The sequence below is a fragment of the Streptomyces sp. NPDC054841 genome, from assembly GCF_053611045.1.
In genome coordinates, this window is the sequence record NZ_JBSGZO010000040.1 from 18,155 (window position 1) to 36,198 (window position 18,044).

Below are 18,044 nucleotides of genomic sequence, written 5' to 3' on the forward strand. Positions count from 1 at the left end.
TGCGCTTACTGCACCCCGCCGATCCCCGCAGTGAGCCGGGGGCGCCGGCCACCCGCAAGGAGCCACATTCCGCGAGGTACGACCGCAGCGTGCGTGTCGAAGCGAGATTCGCCGAGACACTCACGACGCCCGGGTGGCACTCGTCGCCCAAGGCTTCGGCACCCTCGCTGAGACCGAGCCCATGCCCCGGAGCAGGTGGCTCAGTGATCCCGGGCTTTGGACGGGACCGTCGCACGCGGTGGACGCTCCGGTCTCAGCCGCGCCTGGAGGCGCATGACGACGTGGCCGAGGCCGGACAGCGCGGCGGCGATCGCCAGGTCGGTGAGTGGAAGTGGCTCGGTACCCAGCAGGTCCCGCAACGGAGGCAGATAGACACCAGCTGCCTGGAGCCCCAGCGCCGCGCCCACAGCGACCAGCAGGAACGGATTCGCCAGACTGCCCGGGCGAGCCCGGGATCCGAGCGCCACTCCGAGCTGCGTCGCGCCGAGGATCAAGAACATCATGGACTGCCAGGGGCGGCCGGTCTCCCGGGCCCAGACCCCGGCAGCAAGGGTCACTGTGGCGACGAAGGCCCCCATGAACAGGATCCGCGGCCACAGGCCGGCACCCAGCACGCTCTCCTCGGGAGGCCGGGGCGGGTGGCGCATCGCGTCCGGGGCCACAGGCTCGGCGCCGAGCGCGACACCGGGCAGGCCGTGCGTGAGCAGGTTGATCCACAGGATCTGCGCGGGGAGCAGCGGCAGCGGCATCCCCAGGAAGGGGCCGAGGAGCATGACCAGGATCTCCGCGGTGCCCCCGGCGAGCGCGTAGAGCAGGAACCGGCGCACGTTCGCGTAGACCCGGCGCCCCTCCTCGACGGCCGACACGATCGTGGCCGGATTGTCGTCGGCGAGCACGAGATCGGCCGCTTGGCGTGCCACCTCGGTGCCGCGCCGCCCCATGGCGACGCCGATGTCGGCCCGGCGGAGAGCCGGGCCGTCATTGACGCCGTCCCCCGTCATCGCCACCACGTGCCCCGCCCCGCGCCAGGCCTGCACGATGTCCAGCTTCTGCTCGGGGGTGGTCCGGGCGTAGACACGTACGCCCGTCAGGTCACCCGCCGTGCCTTCCCGGATCCGCTCGCCGGTGGTGACCTCCTCGTCCCGGGAGGCGATGCCCAGGCGCTCGGCCACGGCCCGTGCGGTCAGCGGGTGGTCACCGGTGACGAGTACGGGGACGATGCCGGCCCGTCTGCAGGCGGCCATGGTCGTCTCCGATGCGCTCCGGGGCGGGTCCAGGATGCCGACGAGGCCGAGGAGCGACAGGCCGGATTCCCATGTCCGGGTCCCTTCCGGCCGTTCCTCACGATCGGCCGACGCGACGGCGAGGACCCGGTACCCGTTGCGTGCCAGCACCTCGGCCTGAGTCGCCGCCCGGGCGAGCAGGTCCGGACCGTCGGCCAGGACCTGCGGCAGGAGCATCACTTCCGGCGCTCCCTTGCATGCGACCCGCAATCCGCCCTCCGGCCGGCGGTGCACGGTCGTCATGCGCTTACGGGCGCTGTCGAACGGAATCTCCTCCATGCGCGGCAGCTCGCGGTCCAACGCGGCCCGGTCCAGCCCGAGGCGGGCCCCGGCCGCTAGCAGGGCGGCCTCCGTGGGATCGCCCAGCGCGCTCCATTCCGCGGAGCGGTCCGACGGGGGCTCCAGCGCGGCGTCGTTGCACAGCATCGCGACGCCCAGCAGCGCCGCCAGGTCGGGGGCACCGCCTGGGGTGACCGTCTCGCCCTCGCGGACGACCTGGCCCTCGGGTTGGTAGCCCGTGCCCATGACTGTGGCCTCTCCGCATGGCGTCCACAGCTGTTCGGCGGCCATTCGGCCCTCGGTCAGGGTGCCGGTCTTGTCGGTGGCGATCACAGTCACGGAGCCCAGGGTCTCCACTGCGGGCAGCCTGCGGACGATGGCCCGCCGGTCCGCCATCCGCCTTGCCCCCAGTGCGAGAGCGAGCGTCACGACGGCGGGGAGGGACTCCGGAACGGCCGCGACGGCGAGGCTGATCGCCGCTACGATCATCAACTCCACGGGCTGGCCGCGCACCAGCCCGAGAGCGAGGACCACGGCACACAGCGCGACGGTGACAGCTGCCAGCATCCGGCCGAACCTCGCCAGCCGATGCTGCAGCGGTGTCAGGCCGGGCGCGGCGCCCATGAGGGAAGCGATCCGGCCGAGCGCGCTGTCGGCTCCGGTTGCGGTGACCACCACACGCCCGTGACCACGGACGATGACCGTGCCCGCGGACACCGTGCCGCGTGGTGTGCCGGTGTCAGGGGCCTTCTCCACCGGGACGGACTCGCCTGTCAGCGAGGATTCGTCGGCCAGCAGCAACGACGCGGCCTGTACGTCTCCGTCTGCGGGAACGATGTCGCCCTCGGCCACCAGGACCAGGTCACCGGGGACCACCTCGGCGGCCGGGATGGAACGCTCCTCGCCGTCCCGAACCACCCTGGCAGCGGGGGCACTCATGGCAGACAGAGCGAGAACCGCCTGCTCTGCCCGTACCTCCTGCACGACGCCGACCACGGTGTTCACCGTGATCACGAGCAGAATCACGGCGGCGTCGGTGAGATCGCCGGTGGCGATGGTCAGAGCGGCGGCCGCGAGCAGTACCAGGATCAGCGGGTCGCGCAGCTGCTGCAGCACCCGTCGCCACACGGGGGTCCGCGGCGTCTCCGGGATCTCGTTGCGCCCGTAGATCTCCAGTCGCCGTATGGCCTCGTCCAGCGACAGACCCACAGCTGCGGATATCGCGCTCCGGAGTTCGTCGATGTCCGCATCGGGCCTCCGGCTGCCCCTGCGCTGGTTCACTGTCCCAGCGGAGCTGCGTCCGCACGGCCATCGCGAACCCCTCGAAGGTCGCTGAGCCGCGATGCGCGGGCTCCGTGATCTCGTCGCTCATCGTCGAGAAGGAAGACCGTGAGGGGAGTGTCCGGACCGGTCTGTCCACCGATTGCCATCAGTCACTTCCGTTGTGTGCGGAGCCACGCCCCACAGGCCGGGACCCGCTTGTCAGAGTGCCACCGCGAAGTCCAGCCACGACCACCAGTCGCCGCTTGACCAGCCCATGGAGGCACTCCCGGGTCAGGCAGGAGGGGTGAGGAGCGCGTCAATGAAGTAGACGGTGGCGTTGGCGGTGGTGATGTTGCCGCAGACGATGTTTGCCGTGTCATTGACCTTGTACGAGGTACCCGAGCCGGAGGTGGTGAGCTCGGAGCCTTCCAGCGTCTTGAACGAGCCGTTCGGCAGCTGGCTCGGTGCGATGTTGTCGTCCACCACGTGGTAGGTCAGTACCTTCTTCAACTGCTCCGGGTCCTTCAACAGTGCGTCGCGCTGTGACTGAGACAAGCTGTTGAAGGCGTGGTTGGTAGGCGCGAAGAGGGTGATGTTGTTCGATTGGTTGAGGGTGTTGTCCAGCCTGGCCTGCGACAACGCCGATGACAGCTGTGTCAGCTGGCGGCTTCCGGCCGCAGCATCCGCCACCCTCTGCTTGGCCATGGTGGCGACACTGCCTTCTCCGCTCTTGGGCAGTTCCGAGCAGTCCGGGCCGAACGTTCCCGTCGGACTGGGAGTCGGCTCCTGTGCGTAGGTCTGCGGGGCAAATACGCCGAGCGTGAGCGGAACCGCGACCGCTGCCGCGATGGCGGCCTGTGTCATGCGAGCTCCCATGAACCTCATCGTGAACCCTCCTTGGGGGACGGACCTTGTGAGCGTGCCGACGATGGCCGCCCGACCGGCCATGGGACCGCGACACTTCCACGTAACCAGCCCCCATCGGAGAGCGCACTTCGGGCTCGTGGAGCCCCACGGTGACCGGGGCCCTGGACCCCTGATCTTGAACATTCGAGACACTGATCTTGAGGGTCTGAGAGCGGAGTCCTCTCGTCGTGGATGCAATATCCCGCCGAGTTCAAATGTGGACGCGCGCGCTGTACACCTAGCGGTCCAGCGCGACGAGCAGGTTGCCGTTGATCTGGGGATCAACCCGGAGACGCTGCGGAACTGGATGCGGCCGGCCGGAGCATGGCGTGCCCGGAGACGCCGGAGCGAAGCGCGCACTCGTCAGCGGCCCGGGCCCAACAGCGGCTGGCGGCATGGAAGCCCCCGAGACCTTCTCCCTGAGTGGACCTCACCTGCCTGGTCCGCCCGGCTGATCAACCTGTCGGCAGCACGAGTGCGCAGGTCTCGCCCGGTGCGACGCTGACGGCCCGGTCGGCCAGTACCACCCGGATCGGTGACTCCTCCGAGGGGGGCACACCGATCCGCAACTGCCCGCTCTGCAGCCGCACGCCGACACCCCAGTGACCGCGATAGCGCAGCGAGAATCCGTACTCGGACAGCGCCGGAAGGGGCACCGGGTCCAGCCACAGGGCGTCCTCGCGGGTCTCCAAGCCGGTCAGGCCACGCTGGACCAGGTCAAGGGTCCCGGCCATGGCGCCGAGGTGGATGCCTTCGCCGGTGGTGCCGCCCTGGAGATCGGCGATGTCCGCTTCCAGGGCCTCCTGGCAGTACTTCCATGCCTCGGCCCGTCTGACCCGCGCGAGGACCCAGCCGTGGACGAGACCGCTGAGGGTGGAGCCGTGGCTGGTGCGCTGGAGGTAGTAGTCGACGGTCTTGCGCCAGATCTCGTCGTCCAGGCCGTACCCGAGACGGCGGAACAGCTGCTGCAGCTCGGCGGGCGAGAAGAGGTAGCCGAGCATGAGGACGTCGGCCTGTTTGGAGACTTGGTAGCGGTTGACCGTGTCGTCCTCGGCCTCGAGGATCCGGTCGAGACGCCGGATGCTGTCGTACCGCGCGCGGTAGGCGTCCCAGTCCAGCTCGGCGAGGTCGCCGTAGCCGTCGAACTGACTGATGACGCCCTGGTGGTAGGGGACCCGCAACCTTCGCGACACGTCTTCCCACTTCGGGAGTTCGTCACCGTCCAGCTTCACGCGCTCGAACAGTTCCTGCCGACGCCATGCCGGAAGGCGCCGCAGGAGGTCCAGGGCACGGGTGAGAACCCAGGCGGCGGTGACGTTGGTGTACGTGTTGTCGTCCAGGCCGGGCCGGGTGGCGCCGGGGTAGCTGTCGTGGTACTCGTCGGGGCCGACCACTCCGCGGATGCGGTAACGACCCGTCTCGGGGTCGAAGACCGCGGTGTCCGCCCAGAAGTGGGCGATCTGCAGCAGCATCTCCGCACCTTTGGTCTGCAGGAACTCGGTGTCGCCGGTGGCCTCGCAGTACTGCCACACGTTGTAGGCGATCGCCGAGCCGACGTGGTGCTGGAGCCGGGAGTGGTCCGGCAGCCAACGGCCGGAGCGGGGGTTGAGATGCAGCTCCTGGGTCTCCTCGCGCCCGTCGCTGCCGCTCTGCCACGGGTACATCGCACCAGTCCGGCCCACCTCGCCGGCCGCCCGGCATGCCTGCTGGAGGCGCCGGTGACGGTAGTTCAGCAGAGCGCGGGAGACCTCCGGGAAGTGCAGGTTCAGATAGGGCAGCACGAAAAGCTCGTCCCAGAAGACGTGCCCCCGGTATGCCTCGCCGTGCAGCCCGCGGGCCGGCACGCCCGCGTCTAGGTCCGCGGTGTGCGGTGACAGCGTTTGCAGGACATGGAAAAGATGCAGCCGCAGGACGCGACCGGCCTCGCCAGGCACCTGGACGTCTGCGCGTCGCCACAACTGCGCCCATGCCGCGACGTGGGAGTCCAGCAAGGTTGAGAAGTCCGCAGCGGCGGACACCCGGTCGACCGCTGCTCCGAGGGGGTTGCTGATCGCTGGATCGCGTGACGTGTGCAGCGCCACGGTCTTGTCCACGACGACGGGTCGGCCTGGAGCGATCGGGATCACCAGGCGGTGGGCGGCTCGGTGTCGAGCGGGATGAAGCCACGACGAAGCCGGAGGCTGCCCGGCGACGACGATACGGGCCGCCATGGCGATACCGATGTCGGAGGTGCTGGTGCGGCAGTGCAGCCACACCGTGTCGGTCCCCGCCGCCCCGGTCTGTACGTGGGCCAGGTGGCTCCGGTTGAGGGACCGGTAACGGTACACGTTGCCATTGATCACGTCGCCGTCGATCGCGGACTCGATTTCGATCTCTCCCGACCAGTCCTCTGCGGTGAGCACGGTTCGCAGCACGGCCAAGTGAGGGTCCGCCATGTGGACCAGGCGGATCTGCTCAACGCTCAACACGCCCGCGTGGTCCTGGCAGCGGAACGTGCGGGTGAGGGTGGCGCGGCGCATGTCGAGGATGTGCCGGTGGTCGAGGAGGGCGCCGGTGTCCGGGGAGAACCAGGGCCGCGCCGATCCGTCGGCGCAACGGAGACGGAACCGCAGGAGGAGCCAGTTCGGGAGATTGACCATGTCCTCGTTCACCACCTGTCGCCCCGCCACGGTCGACTTCAGGCGGTTGTAGCACCCGGCCGCGTAGGTTCCCGGGTAGTGCACCAGCCCGGCCCTGCTCTCGGGCACCGCCCCACGGGTGGCGAAGTAGCCGTTGCCGAGCGTGCACAGCGATTCGCGCAGCCGCTCGGCCGCGGGTTCATAGCCCTCGTACTCCCAGATCCACTCCGACATCCGGCGCCCTCACCCCTCTCCTTCACGAGATGTCCGGGAGCGCGGCCCAAGCGCCGGAACTCAGGCTCGTTCAGGGATGACAGCGACCGGAGACTCGGAGTGATGCAGGAGGGCGTGGGCGACCCTGCCGAGCTGCAGGCCGAAGGCGCCGTGCCGCCGCGGGGCGCCGACAACCAGCAGGTCGGCGTTGGCCGACGCATCCACGAGCACCTTGTGGGCCGGGCCCTCGATCACGTCGCGGGACACGTCGACAGCGTGTTGATCCGCCTCGACGCTGCGCAGCGCGTCGGACAGGATGCCGTCGGCACGGTCCCGGTGCTCTCGTGCGGCATCACCCGAGAGGTCGGGTTCACAGGTCGGGCACCGCCATGCCCGTACGGCGTGGAGTGCGCATCCGCGTGCCTCGGCCTCGCGGAAGGCGAACCGTAGGGCGCCCGAGCCCTCCGTCGAGTCGCCGACCCCAACCACCACCCGACCGGCGGCTCCCTGCCGGTTCTGCTCCGAGCCACGGACGACGATGACCGGGCACACGGCGCGGCCGGCCACTGTGAGGCTCACCGACCCCAGCAGCAGCCCCGCGAGCTCGCTACGGCCTCGGGAGCCCGTGACCAGGGCAAAAGACTCATGCCCCGCCCGCAGCAGCGCGGACACGGCGTCTTCGGGCAGCACCTCGCCCGACACCTTCACCTCTGGATTGCGCAGCCGGGCGCGTTCCGCGCTGGACGCGACGATGTGCTCCGCCATGATTTCTTCGGCGGGACGATCGGTGCTGATGGACGGGCGGCTGCCCTCGTAACGCTCCCACAAGGAGGCATAGACCAGGCTCAATGGCAACCCGTGGCGCGCCGCTTCGTCGACCGCCCAGTCGACCGCCTCCAGGCTGGAATCCGATCCGTCGACACCCACCACCAGCGGGAGTTCCATCCTCCCCACCGCCTTCCTTTCCGGCCTCTGCGAGCGCCCCCTGTGAATACCGTCGCACCGCCCCGGGCCCACCGCGACACGCGGGGACCGGCTCTCAGACAGGGACCCTTCGGCCGGGTTGCACCAGGCCGGTTTGCGGCGATGGTGGAGTCATACGGCCGATCGGCCCACCTCCGTGCCCCTTCAGGCCCTGGAGCCGGGTGCCTTCTCGCCAGAGGCTGAAGCCGAGAACAGGACAAGTGGCACGAGCGGCCCCGCCTGCGAGAGGGAGCCAGCGATGAAGCACAGCAAGATCGGCAACCTGATGGTGAACGATGTCGTCTCGGTCATTCCGCAGACCCCGTTCAAAGAGGTCGCCAAGCTGCTCGCGGTGCACCGGATCAGCGGTCTGCCGGTGGTCGATACCGACGACAGGGTGCTCGGTGTGATCTCGGAGAGCGACCTCATACTCCGGCAGGCGGGGGCTCCACCCGAACCGGAACGTCTCCGCAGCGCGCGGCCGGACCAGCCGTCACCGCCGACCGGCGCCGAACGAGGCCCAGACACCAAGGCGCAGGCGATGAGCGCCGGAGAGCTGATGTCGCAACCCGCGATCACGGTCCAGGCCAGCGACACCATCGCCGTGGCCGCCCGCACCATGGCACAGCATCGCGTCGAGCGGCTGCCCGTGGTCGATGAGAAGGGCCACCTGGTGGGAATCGTGACCCGCCGCGACCTGCTTCAGGTCTTCCTACGACCGGACCCGGACATCCGCCGGGAGATCGCCGACGACATCCTGGACCAGACGCTGTGGCTGTCCCCGGACGCGGTACAAGCGCATGTGATCGACGGTGTGGTCACACTCGAAGGACAGCTGGAGCGGTTCAGCGACATCCAGGTCGTGGTCCGGCTGGCGCAGCAGGTGGACGGCGTGGTCTCTGTCATCGACAAGCTGACCTACCGCTATGACGACTCCAGCGCGCGGCCTGCCCAGCAGACAACACCCGCTGTCCAGGATGACGCCGGGCACAGAGGGATCCATTGGGAGAGGTCACCGTGATCACGGTGACCGAGCCCTGAAACGCTGACGTGAGAGGAGGTCCGCCGTGCCTGAGACCCCGCACATCGTGAGCGATGTGATGACCCAGACGGTGGTGGCCGTCGGGCGCGACGCGCCCTTCAAGGAGATCGTCCGGACCATGGAGCAGTGGAAGGTCAGCGCCCTGCCGGTCCTGGCGGGTGAGAGCCGTGTCATCGGCGTCGTCTCCGAGGCCGACCTGCTGCCCAAGGAGGAGTTCCGTGACGTGGCCATGAGCCTCTACGAGCAGCGGCAGCGCCTGACCGACGTCGCCAAGGCGGGAGCAGTGACCGCGGAGGAGCTCATGAGTACCCCTGCCGTCACGGTGCATGCCGACGCCACCCTGGCACAGGCGGCGCGGATCATGGCCGTGAAGCGTGTCAAGCGGCTTCCCGTGGTCGATGACGAGGACATGCTGCAGGGCATCGTCAGCCGTGCCGATCTGCTGAAGGTGTTCTTGCGGTCGGACGAGGAGATAGAGGAAGAGGTCCGCCGCACGGTGATTGCGTACCTCTTCCCCGCGCTCAGCCACGCCATCCACGTGAACGTGCACGAGGGAGTCGTCACTCTCCGGGGACAGATCCGCGACACCTCGCTCATCTCGGTTGCCGCGCGCCTCGTCCGCGCCGTGGAGGGCGTGGTGGACGTCCAGCCCCAGCTCACCGGCCAGTCCGCCGCACCGGCCGGTCCTGAAGGCGCTCAGTGACAGGACCATCAACGCGGAATCGGCGTACGGCGGGTACTCCTCCGCCATGACCGTGTCGAGTACTTCCGGCACCGGGCGGCGCGGTGTGCTGGGGCCCTCGGGGCCGTATCCGAGGCGCAGCACCATCTGCGTGTAGCCCCTTCCCGATACCGGATCGCGCAGCGGCCAGCGCAGGTCGGTCCACTCAAGGGCCTGAGTGGCGAAGGAGCTGGACAGGCCCTCAAGGGTGGCCAGCAGCAGGACGCGTTCCATGGCCTGGTCGGCCCGCAGCCAGTCGCGAGTGGGCGGCCGTGGGTGCCCGCCAGGATCCTGACCGTGGAATGCGCACCGGTAGCGACGGCAGTCCGTGCCGCTCACTGATCGGCCGGACTGATGCGGCGGCCGCTGAGGCGCGTGGGCTGGATCGACACCCACATCTCGCGTTCGCCGCCCGCCCATGGCTCGGTGTGGGCACGATCTGCCAGCCGTCGCACCGCGTCGGGGTCCGTGACAGCCTGCGCCGGGCCGACGACGAGAACGCTCCAGCCCTGGCTCGTGGCCTCGTCCAGATGGTCGACCTCGAAGGCGACGTCCGCACCTACGGCCGCCGCGGGCACTGAGTCGGGCGCGGTCCGGAAGGCGATCGCGTCGTCGAAGACCTCGTAGTTCACCGGAACGACCGCCGGGCCGTCGGGGGTCGACACCGCGACGCGCCCCACGCCGTGCGTGGAAAGCAGGGTGCGGCATTCGTCGGGGCTGAGGTCCCTCAGCTGTGGGTGGAGGAGCGCCTGGCCCTGGCCAGGGGGCACATCGATGCCGCCCCCGCGCAGGGCTGCGACGCTGGTGCCCAGTGCGGCGGCCAGTCTGATCAGAGTCGCCAGGCTCGGATCGGCCGGATGCTCTTCGAGGTATGCCAGGTAGTCGGGAGCCATTCTGGCGCGGCCGGCTGTTTCTGCCCGGGTGAGCCCCTGCCGTTTGCGCTCGGTGGCCACGCGCCGGCCGATGTCGCCGGGGTTGCCCGTCCCGTCGGACGGGACTCCGCCGGACAGGGCGCCCGGTGTATCCACGCCACGTCGGGAAGGCTCGTGGGTTGCCTCGGGCCCATGGTCGACGTGACGGATATGCGCGTCGGGCCCAGGGAACACCAGCGTCACCTCGTCGGTATCCGACCAGCGCACGTCGTAGGGAGGCGTCCCATCCGCATGGTGGAGTCCGACGATCTCACCGTCGCGCCTGGTAGCGCCGGTCGCCGGGCTTTCGATGACGAGTTGATCGCCGAGGTGAGCTCGCATGATCGCCGCCATTTCCTCACAATGATGCTGTACCCAACGTGCCACGCTCGACGTGCCGACGCATGGGAACAACTGGCTGTCACGGGCGGCCCAGAAGGGAAAGGCGCCATGCACCACAGAACGGTCGCAGAGCTCATGACCCGAGAGGTCGTCCGGGCGCGGCGTGACCTGCCGTTCAAGGAGATCGTCAAACTGTTGGCGGAGAACGATGTCACCGCCGTACCGGTGGTGGATGAGCTGGACCGCCCTATGGGTGTGGTGTCCGAGGCCGACCTGTTGCGCAAGTCCGCGGACCAGGCCGACCCGTCCGGCCTGACACCGATTCCGCATCTTGAGGCGTGGGAGCGGGCCAAGGCGGAAGGAGCCAGGGCCGAGGAACTGATGTCGGCTCCTGCCGTGTGCGCACGCCCCGAGTGGAGTGTGGTCGAGGCGGCCCGCCTCATGGAGGTCCACAGCGTCAAGCGGCTGCCCGTCGTGGACGAGACGGACAGGCTGCAGGGCATCGTCAGCCGCAGCGACCTGCTGCGGGTCTTCCTGCGCCGCGACGACGCCATCCGCGAGGAGATCACCCGGGACGTGCTGCAGCAGACAATGGGCCTTGCACCCTCGGACGTGACCGTCGAGGTACGCGAGGGGCAGGTCACCCTCCGCGGATCCGTCGAGTTCAAGAGCCTGATCCCCATCATCGAGCGCCTGTGCCGGAGCGTCGACGGCGTGGTCTCGGTCGCGCAGCACATCGCGCACCGGACCGACGACACCAGGAGTTCCGCCCCCGGCACGTGAGTCGTCCAGGACCGAGGTCGGGAGCACGGGGTGCGCGACGAGTTCGCCGTCTTCGCGGATCCCATACCGGGACCGCGCCCCTGCCGCGACGGGCGGGAAGCCTCATCGGTCGTCCTCCTTACGACTGGGTCGGCTGCGTGCCGGCCCGGGGACGGAAGCCGCTGCTCACTGGGGCGGGTTCCCGGGCCAAAGCCGGACACCAGCGAGGTTTCCAGGTTGCTTCGCCTGCATCGGTCACATGGGCCACCCGGCAACCTGTCGGGGGCTCGGCCCGGTCCCGGGCGCGCCCATGCCTTCGATGTCTCGCTCGGCGGCATCCACCAGGTGCTGGGCGAGGTCGCGCATGGCCCTGCTCGCCGCCAGTTCGTCACCGATCTCCGGCACGTCGGTGTCCGCCGGATTGCAGTGCGCGGCCCCGTGACCGGTGAGCTCTGTCGTTCCGGTATCCAGCACCACGCGCGCCTTCGTCGTTCCCTCGTCCTCAAAGAGACAGAGGCGAACCTTCCACTCCACGGTGTGCGGCATCGCTTTCCTCCTCACCTCGGTTCGGGCCGATGCGATCCGGATGTGCTTCGTTCCGGGCTCCGGAGCCGCGCGGCAGCGGCCAGAGTCTCCTCCTCGATGCGGCGACGGATCTGGTCGGTGAGTGCGCTCAGCCGCCCGGAAGCCGTCGCCCGCGGCGCGACGGGGGCTCGAATCCGCCGGGCCTCTTTGGGCAGCTCGGCCAGATCGGCGGCGAATCTCTCCCGGCTCTCATCCAGAGTGGAGGACTTGCCCGTGCGCTGCCCGTTCCGCATCACCGGCTCCAGCAACGGCCTGCCATCGTCAGGTGGCTGCTCGTCGGCAAGACCGACCACGTCGGCGTAACCGACGCGACGGAAGACCTGCTTGGGGCCGGGTGCCGTCACTTTCGCCGAGGAGAGCTTCATCACGGGGCGGCCGTCGTACTCCACCATCTTGTAGGCGGAGTCCAGATACGGGGCGTCGGCCGAGACCCCGACGCGGGTACCGACGGCGTAGATGTCGATCGGCGCGCCGGAGCGGACCAGTTCGTCCACTGCGTACTCATCAAGACTGCCGCTGGCGACGATCCGTACGTCCGGCAGACCGGCGGCATCGAGGATGGCGCGCGCCCGTACCGCCAGGGCTCCCAGGTCGCCGCTGTCGAGCCGGATCGCCGAGCCGGGTCCGCGGTCCAGGTCCCGCAGTACGCGCGCCGCGATGTGGACGCCCGTCTCGGTGTCGTAGGTGTCCACCAGCAACGTCACCGGGCCGGGGTGGGACCGTGCGAAGGCACGGAACGCCGCCTCCTCCGTCGCGAAGGCTTCGACGAACGAGTGGGCCATGGTGCCGACCGCGGGCACGCCTTCGGCGGTGGCCGCGGCGACGTTGCTGGTCCCGGAGAAGCCCACCATCGCGCTCAGCCGGGCGGCCTGGAATCCGGCCTGGGGGCCATGGGCGCGCCGCAGGGAGAAGTCCACGACCGGGTGCCCCGCCGCGGCGAGGACGCATCGTGCGGCCTTCGAGGCGATCGTCGTCTGATGGCTGAGCTGGTTGAGCACGTACGTCTCGACCAACTGCGCCTGCGGAAGCGGTGCGGTCACCTCCAGCAGGGGCTCTCCGGCGAGCACGATCCGTCCTTCCGGCACCGCCCGTACCTGGCCGGTGAACTCCAGGCCGAGCAGCGACTGAAGATCGCGTGGTGGCCTGTGCAGTGCCGAGGCGAAGGCATCGACGTCCTCGGGGCCGACCCGGAAGGCGGACAGGAAATCCAGCGACGACTCCAGCCCCGCGGCGACGAGAAATCCGCGGCCGGGAGGCAGATCACGGACGAAGAGGCTGAAAGTCGCCGGTCCGTTCATCCCCTCCCGCAGATACGACATCGCCATCGTCACCTCGTACAGGTCGGTGGTCGTCGCCTCGGACATCACCCTCACCTCCTCGCCACCGGTGCAGCCTTCGGCCTGTCACTGGCGGAAGCGCGCGGACCAGGAAGGCTCCACCAGATCCCACTCGGTGTCCCACTGCGCGTACCGTCCTCGGTCAAGCACCAGGCGCATGCCCGCCCTTGCGCCGAAGACCCCCGTGGCCACCGCGATCGCTGTCACGCTGCCCACCAGCCAGCCGGCAGCCGTCGCGCCGTCCGCGGTCATCGGCCGACTGCGGATGGTTCCGTCCCGGTCCACCCAGACCCGTACGGTCGCGCCTTTGGGTGTACCCGACTTCACGCGGGCAGTTCCGGTCCTTTCGCTGCCGTCCGTGCCGGTCCAGCGGACTTGCGCGCGCTGCATTGCGCTTCTCGCACCAGACTGTGTTCCTTCGGCGGCCGAAACCAGCCGGGCGGTGACTTCCTGCCGTTCCGCCGACTGGACATGCACGACGCGCATCGCAGACGCGTAGGCCGTCAGCCCCGCGCTCAACGCGGCCACCGGCAGTCCGCAGACAAGTACAAGCATCAGGAAAAGGAGGAACCAGGATTCGATCCTGTCGGACGTGCGCCTCAGCGGGTTTCCGCCCTTGGACGGGTGCTCCTGGTGCGGCGGGTGTGGATTGGACGGGTACGACGAACCCTGTTCACTCATGGCCTGCCCTCCAGCTGCCGCTGGTCCGTTCCCCACAACGATCGAACGTCAGCAGACCCGGTCACAGTGCCGAAAGGTCCTCGGCAGGAGGCCACCCGGGCCCTACGGGCCGACGGCTGACGGGCTCCGTCCCCGAGCCGGAGACCGTCATATCTGCGGAACGACCGCGATCGGACACGGCGCGTGATGCAGTACCGCGTGGTTGACCAGGCCAAGCTGCAGCCCCAGGTGCCCACGTCGCCTGTGAGCTCCGACCACGAGCAGGTCGGCGTGTGACGCAGCCTCCAGGAGCACCTTCCGCGCCGGCCCATCGACCACCTGACGGCTCACCGGGGTGTCCCCGTACCGCTCTGCGGGGCCGCGCAGGGCGTCGTCGACAACCTGCGCCGGCGGGCGCTGATGGGTCTCCAGGGCGTAATCGGACGGAGGCGGAGGCGGCGACAGAGCCCCGAGCGGGGCACTCCAGGCGTGCACCGCCACCAGCCGGCAGCCCCGCACATGGGCCTCGCGGAGCGCGAACTGCACTGCCGTGCCGCTTCCCTCCCCGTCCTCGACGCCGACTACGACGCTCCCGAACCGACCGTCTCGGTACTCGGGGCCACCGCGCACCACGACGACCGGGCAATCGGCACGCGCGGCCACGGCCAGACTGACCGAACCCAGCAGCAGCCCTGTGAGATCTCCGAGCCCTCTGGACCCGAGGACCAGCGCGAAGGCGTTGCGCCCCATGCTGACCAGGGCGGACGCGGCGTCCTCATGCAGCACCTCGCTCGACAGCCGCGCCGTGGGAGCGCCCTTCCGCGCCCGCTGCAAGGCATTGGCGATCAGGCTGGCCGCCTTGTGCCCCGGTGCCGCCGCATGGACGAGGTGGAGGGGCACGTCGTGCCGGACCGCCTCGTCGACGGCCCAGTCCACCGCCTCCAGACTCGCCTCGGATCCGTCGATGCCGACCACCAGGGGAATCGTCACTGCTGCGTCCTCCTCTCGTGCCGGACTCCGCAGGACTCCGTGCCTTCCGGGCCCGCCGGACCGAGTCCGCATGCGCCGACGGAAGAATTGGGGTACTCCTCGAATGAGAAGGGGCCGTGCTTGGCGTGCCGGCGCCGTCCGGACAGGCGGACTCGTTCACCGTCATTCCAGCTTCTTACGAGACGGAGGCCGTCGCCATGGAGCCAGTCATCACGGTGGGCCTCGACGGCTCACCCGAGAGCCTTGCCGCCGCCCATTGGGCCGCCGACGAAGCCGAGCGGCGCAAGCTCACGCTGCGCCTGCTGCACGCGTGGCCCCTGCTGGCGCCGGAACCGACCCGCGTCCCCTCGGAAATCGATCAGAACTACTGGGCGAAGCGGCTCGTCCACAACGCGGAGGCGGAGCTCCAAGCACGCCACCCGGGCCTTGCCATCGTCGGCAACCTGGTCGCCGAGGACGCCCAGGACGCGCTGCTGCACGCCGCGTCGGAGTCCGAGATGATCGTGCTTGGTTCGCGGGGGCTGACGCCTGCCGAGAGCTACTTCCTGGGCGACATCAGCATGCCCGTCGTGGCACGGGCCGAGCGGCCGGTCGTCCTGGTACGCGCAGGAGGGCCACCGCCCACTCCAGGTGCGGGAGGTGCCGTAGTGGTGGCACTCAAACTCCACGGCCCGTGTGACGACCTGCTCGAGTTCGCCTTCGCCACCGCCACGGCGCGGGGCGTGCCTCTGCGCGCCGTCCATGGCCAAGGCGTGCCGCTTCATGCCTACACCCCCTGGGGCGTAGACCATGACGTCACCCACGAGATCGCACAGGCCACGCGGAAGCAGCTGAGCAAGGCCCTCCGCCCCTGGCGCGAGAAGTTCCCCGCTGTGCAGGTGATCGACGTGGTCCGGCTCGAAAGCCCCGCCAAGGCCGTCGTACAGGACACCGACAGCGCAGGGCTGCTGGTCGTCGGCCGACGCAAGCACCGTCCCCCCTTGGCGCCACGCCTGGGCCCCGTGGCCGAAGCCGCCATCCATCACGCGCGCTGCCCCGTCGCCGTCGTCCCCCATGACTGAGCCGAGCCCCCGCACGGAGCCGGTGGAGGCGATCCATCAGGCCGACGCGTCCGTGCTCCGGCCCAGCGCCGGCCTCGACGCTCCACCGCTCCCCCGCGCAGAGGTGCGCGAGACCCACACCTCGATCGTGTTCTTCGTCGGTGACCGCGCCTACAAGCTCAAGAAACCGATCGATCTGAAGTTCGTGGACTACACCACCGTGGCGGCTCGACGGGTCGCGTGCGAGCGAGAGGTCGCTCTCAACTGTCGCTTCGCCCCCGATGTCTACCTGGGCGTGGGGGAAATCCGCAGCCCGGACGCGGAGGCGCCCGAACCGCTCGTCGTGATGCGCCGCATGCCGGCGGACCGCCGCCTGTCCCGGCTCGTACGAGAAGGCGCCGCCGTCGACGACGTCATCAGAGCCGTCGCCCGCCAGCTCGCCACCCGACACGCGGACGCGCCCCGCAGCCTAGAAGTCGACCGACAAGGCACCCGGGACGCACTGTCGTCACGCTGGGAAGCAAGCTTCACGCAAGTCCGCACGCTGGCTGACGACAGCCCCGTGCCCGACGGTGTGGAGGAGGTCGAGCGGCTGGTGCGCCGCTACCTCGCCGGGCGCAAGCAGCTGTTCGACACGCGCATCAAACAGGGGCGCGTGGTAGACGGCCACGGCGACCTTCTCGCCGAGGACATCTTCTGCCTCGACGACGGCCCCCGCCTGCTGGACTGCCTCGAGTTCGACGACCACCTGCGCTACGTCGACGGCCTCGACGACGCCGCCTTCCTCGCCATGGACCTGGAACAGCTCGGTGCCCCGGAGGCCGCGGCGTTCTTCCTCGCCCAGTACAGCGAGTACTCCGGCGACCCCGCACCACCTTCCCTGTGGCACCACTACGTCGCCTACCGCGCATTCGTCCGCGCCAAGGTTTCCCTGATCCAGACACGCCAGGGCGCACCCGGCGCGGAGACGGCGTCACGGCGACTGGTCACGACGGCGCTGCGCCACCTGCGTACCTCCGCTGTCGGCCTCACACTCGTCGGTGGTCTCCCGGGCAGCGGGAAGTCCACTCTCTCCGGTGCGCTCGCCGATCGCCTGGGCGTCACGCTGCTCAGCAGCGACCGCCTCCGCAAGGAGCTGGCGGGCATCCCGGCGGAGGAGTCCGCGGCCGCCGGCTACGGCGAAGGGCTGTACACACCGGAATGGACCGCCAAGACCTACGCGGCCCTCCTCGATCGCGCATCCACGCTGCTGTCCTCCGGGGAATCCGTCGTCCTGGACGCCACCTGGTCCCATGCGGGACAACGCGAAGCCGCCCAGCGCATGGCCGAACGCACCAGCGCCGACCTGGTGGCCCTGCACTGCCAGGTCCCGGGCGATGTGTCGGAGGCCCGCCTGAACACCCGCGCACCCGGACCATCCGACGCCGACCTCGACGTGGCCACCGCCATGGCGGCCGCAGAGCCGCCATGGACAAAGGCAGTCACGATCGACACCAGCGGCCCCCTGGAGTCCGCGGTCGTCCAGGCGCTGGCGGCCGTACGCCCGTGGGGCACCAGCCAGGCCCCGGCCTTCCGCCGCTCCTACATGGAGCCGGATTGACGAGAGATACGCCGGTGCAAGTGGTGGCCTGTTCGCCGGAATGGGCGGCCTACGCTGGAGGGCCCAGTGAGCTTGACGGCTGCCGCCGTTGAGTCTGAGCCCATCGTCCTTTGAACACGTGGGCCCGAGGGACACCGTCGTCGTAGTGTGTGCAGGTCCCGTACGGCTTGCCGCGGTCATGACCGCGCGGATCTGCTCGCCGTCCAATGACCGATTCATGTGGCGCGTGTCGTAGCTCGGTTCTACCGATGCTCTCGGTGGCGAGCGCGGTGGGGATCAGCCAACAGGGAGCCGCGCATCGTCGAGGTGGGGCCGTTTCCTTTTCGGTCCGCTTCCCGGCACGGGAAGCGCGAACGGAGGCCTCACCTCGCTTGGCGCCGCACGATGGTGGCGGTGAACACTGCGGTAGCGCCCGCGGTGACCGCCAGGAGCACGTATCCCGATGTGTAATCGCCTGCGGCTCCGTAGACGGCGCCCATGACCAGAGGCGGGAAGAATCCGCCCAGCCCTCCGGCAGCGCCCACGACAC

Annotated in this window: 14 protein-coding genes and 1 pseudogene; 5 read left to right on the forward strand and 10 right to left on the reverse strand. The window is 69.6% G+C overall.

The genetic code is table 11. The annotated features are described in order from the left end of the window. Window positions 1-200 precede the first annotated feature (200 nt). From ACWGI8_RS08795 to ACWGI8_RS08810, 4 genes are all read right to left on the reverse strand, one after another. The gene (locus ACWGI8_RS08795; protein WP_453659418.1) at window positions 201-2,843 is read right to left on the reverse strand and encodes a cation-translocating P-type ATPase; all 2,643 of its coding nucleotides are present in this window, start codon (window positions 2,841-2,843) and stop codon (window positions 201-203) included. A 273-nt stretch (window positions 2,844-3,116) separates the two neighbouring features. Beyond that, a complete protein-coding gene (locus ACWGI8_RS08800) occupies window positions 3,117-3,689 on the reverse strand; it encodes a fasciclin domain-containing protein (RefSeq protein ID WP_453659419.1) in 573 nt (190 codons plus the stop codon). A 497-nt stretch (window positions 3,690-4,186) separates the two neighbouring features. After that, on the reverse strand, window positions 4,187-6,583 hold the full coding sequence (locus tag ACWGI8_RS08805) for a glycoside hydrolase family 65 protein (RefSeq protein ID WP_453659420.1): 2,397 nt from the start codon (window positions 6,581-6,583) through the stop codon (window positions 4,187-4,189). A 60-nt stretch (window positions 6,584-6,643) separates the two neighbouring features. After that, window positions 6,644-7,507, reverse strand: a complete 864-nt coding sequence (locus tag ACWGI8_RS08810; protein WP_453659421.1) for a universal stress protein — start codon at window positions 7,505-7,507, stop codon at window positions 6,644-6,646. Window positions 7,508-7,784: 277 nt separating this feature from the next. Here ACWGI8_RS08810 and ACWGI8_RS08815 point away from each other — a divergent pair, with 277 nt between their 5' ends. Then, window positions 7,785-8,546 carry a CBS domain-containing protein gene (locus ACWGI8_RS08815; protein WP_453659422.1) on the forward strand — a complete coding sequence of 254 codons (762 nt, stop codon included), beginning with the start codon at window positions 7,785-7,787 and terminating at the stop codon, window positions 8,544-8,546. Between the two features lie 46 nt (window positions 8,547-8,592). Continuing rightward, window positions 8,593-9,270, forward strand: coding sequence for a CBS domain-containing protein (locus ACWGI8_RS08820; protein ID WP_453659423.1), 678 nt, complete (start codon window positions 8,593-8,595; stop codon window positions 9,268-9,270). Window positions 9,271-9,324: 54 nt separating this feature from the next. On the opposite strand, the pseudogene ACWGI8_RS08825 reads toward ACWGI8_RS08820, so the two are convergent. After that, a pseudogene (locus ACWGI8_RS08825) lies at window positions 9,325-9,546 on the reverse strand (Acg family FMN-binding oxidoreductase); the annotation flags it as partial. A 77-nt stretch (window positions 9,547-9,623) separates the two neighbouring features. Then, the gene (locus tag ACWGI8_RS08830) at window positions 9,624-10,541 is read right to left on the reverse strand and encodes a pyridoxamine 5'-phosphate oxidase family protein (protein WP_453659424.1); all 918 of its coding nucleotides are present in this window, start codon (window positions 10,539-10,541) and stop codon (window positions 9,624-9,626) included. 108 nt (window positions 10,542-10,649) lie between these two features. On the opposite strand from ACWGI8_RS08830, the gene ACWGI8_RS08835 reads away from it, so the two are divergent. Beyond that, entirely contained in the window at window positions 10,650-11,324 is a 675-nt protein-coding gene (locus ACWGI8_RS08835; RefSeq protein ID WP_453659425.1) for a CBS domain-containing protein, read from the forward strand. A gap of 234 nt (window positions 11,325-11,558) precedes the next feature. Here the strand turns inward: ACWGI8_RS08835 and ACWGI8_RS08840 are convergent, their stop codons facing one another. The 4 genes from ACWGI8_RS08840 to ACWGI8_RS08855 form a co-directional block, all read right to left on the reverse strand. After that, a complete protein-coding gene (locus ACWGI8_RS08840; RefSeq protein WP_453659426.1) occupies window positions 11,559-11,849 on the reverse strand; it encodes a DUF1876 domain-containing protein in 291 nt (96 codons plus the stop codon). Window positions 11,850-11,860: 11 nt separating this feature from the next. Continuing rightward, window positions 11,861-13,252, reverse strand: coding sequence for a nicotinate phosphoribosyltransferase (locus ACWGI8_RS08845; protein ID WP_453659427.1), 1,392 nt, complete (start codon window positions 13,250-13,252; stop codon window positions 11,861-11,863). A gap of 39 nt (window positions 13,253-13,291) precedes the next feature. Continuing rightward, entirely contained in the window at window positions 13,292-13,906 is a 615-nt protein-coding gene (locus tag ACWGI8_RS08850) for an Rv1733c family protein (RefSeq protein WP_453659428.1), read from the reverse strand. 147 nt (window positions 13,907-14,053) lie between these two features. Next, on the reverse strand, window positions 14,054-14,875 hold the full coding sequence (locus tag ACWGI8_RS08855) for a universal stress protein (RefSeq protein ID WP_453659429.1): 822 nt from the start codon (window positions 14,873-14,875) through the stop codon (window positions 14,054-14,056). Window positions 14,876-15,072: 197 nt separating this feature from the next. On the opposite strand from ACWGI8_RS08855, the gene ACWGI8_RS08860 reads away from it, so the two are divergent. Both ACWGI8_RS08860 and ACWGI8_RS08865 read left to right on the forward strand, forming a co-directional pair. After that, entirely contained in the window at window positions 15,073-15,936 is an 864-nt protein-coding gene (locus ACWGI8_RS08860; protein WP_453659430.1) for a universal stress protein, read from the forward strand. Window positions 15,937-16,039: 103 nt separating this feature from the next. Continuing rightward, window positions 16,040-17,515, forward strand: coding sequence for a bifunctional aminoglycoside phosphotransferase/ATP-binding protein (locus ACWGI8_RS08865; protein WP_453659431.1), 1,476 nt, complete (start codon window positions 16,040-16,042; stop codon window positions 17,513-17,515). The last annotated feature ends 529 nt before the right edge of the window (window positions 17,516-18,044 follow it).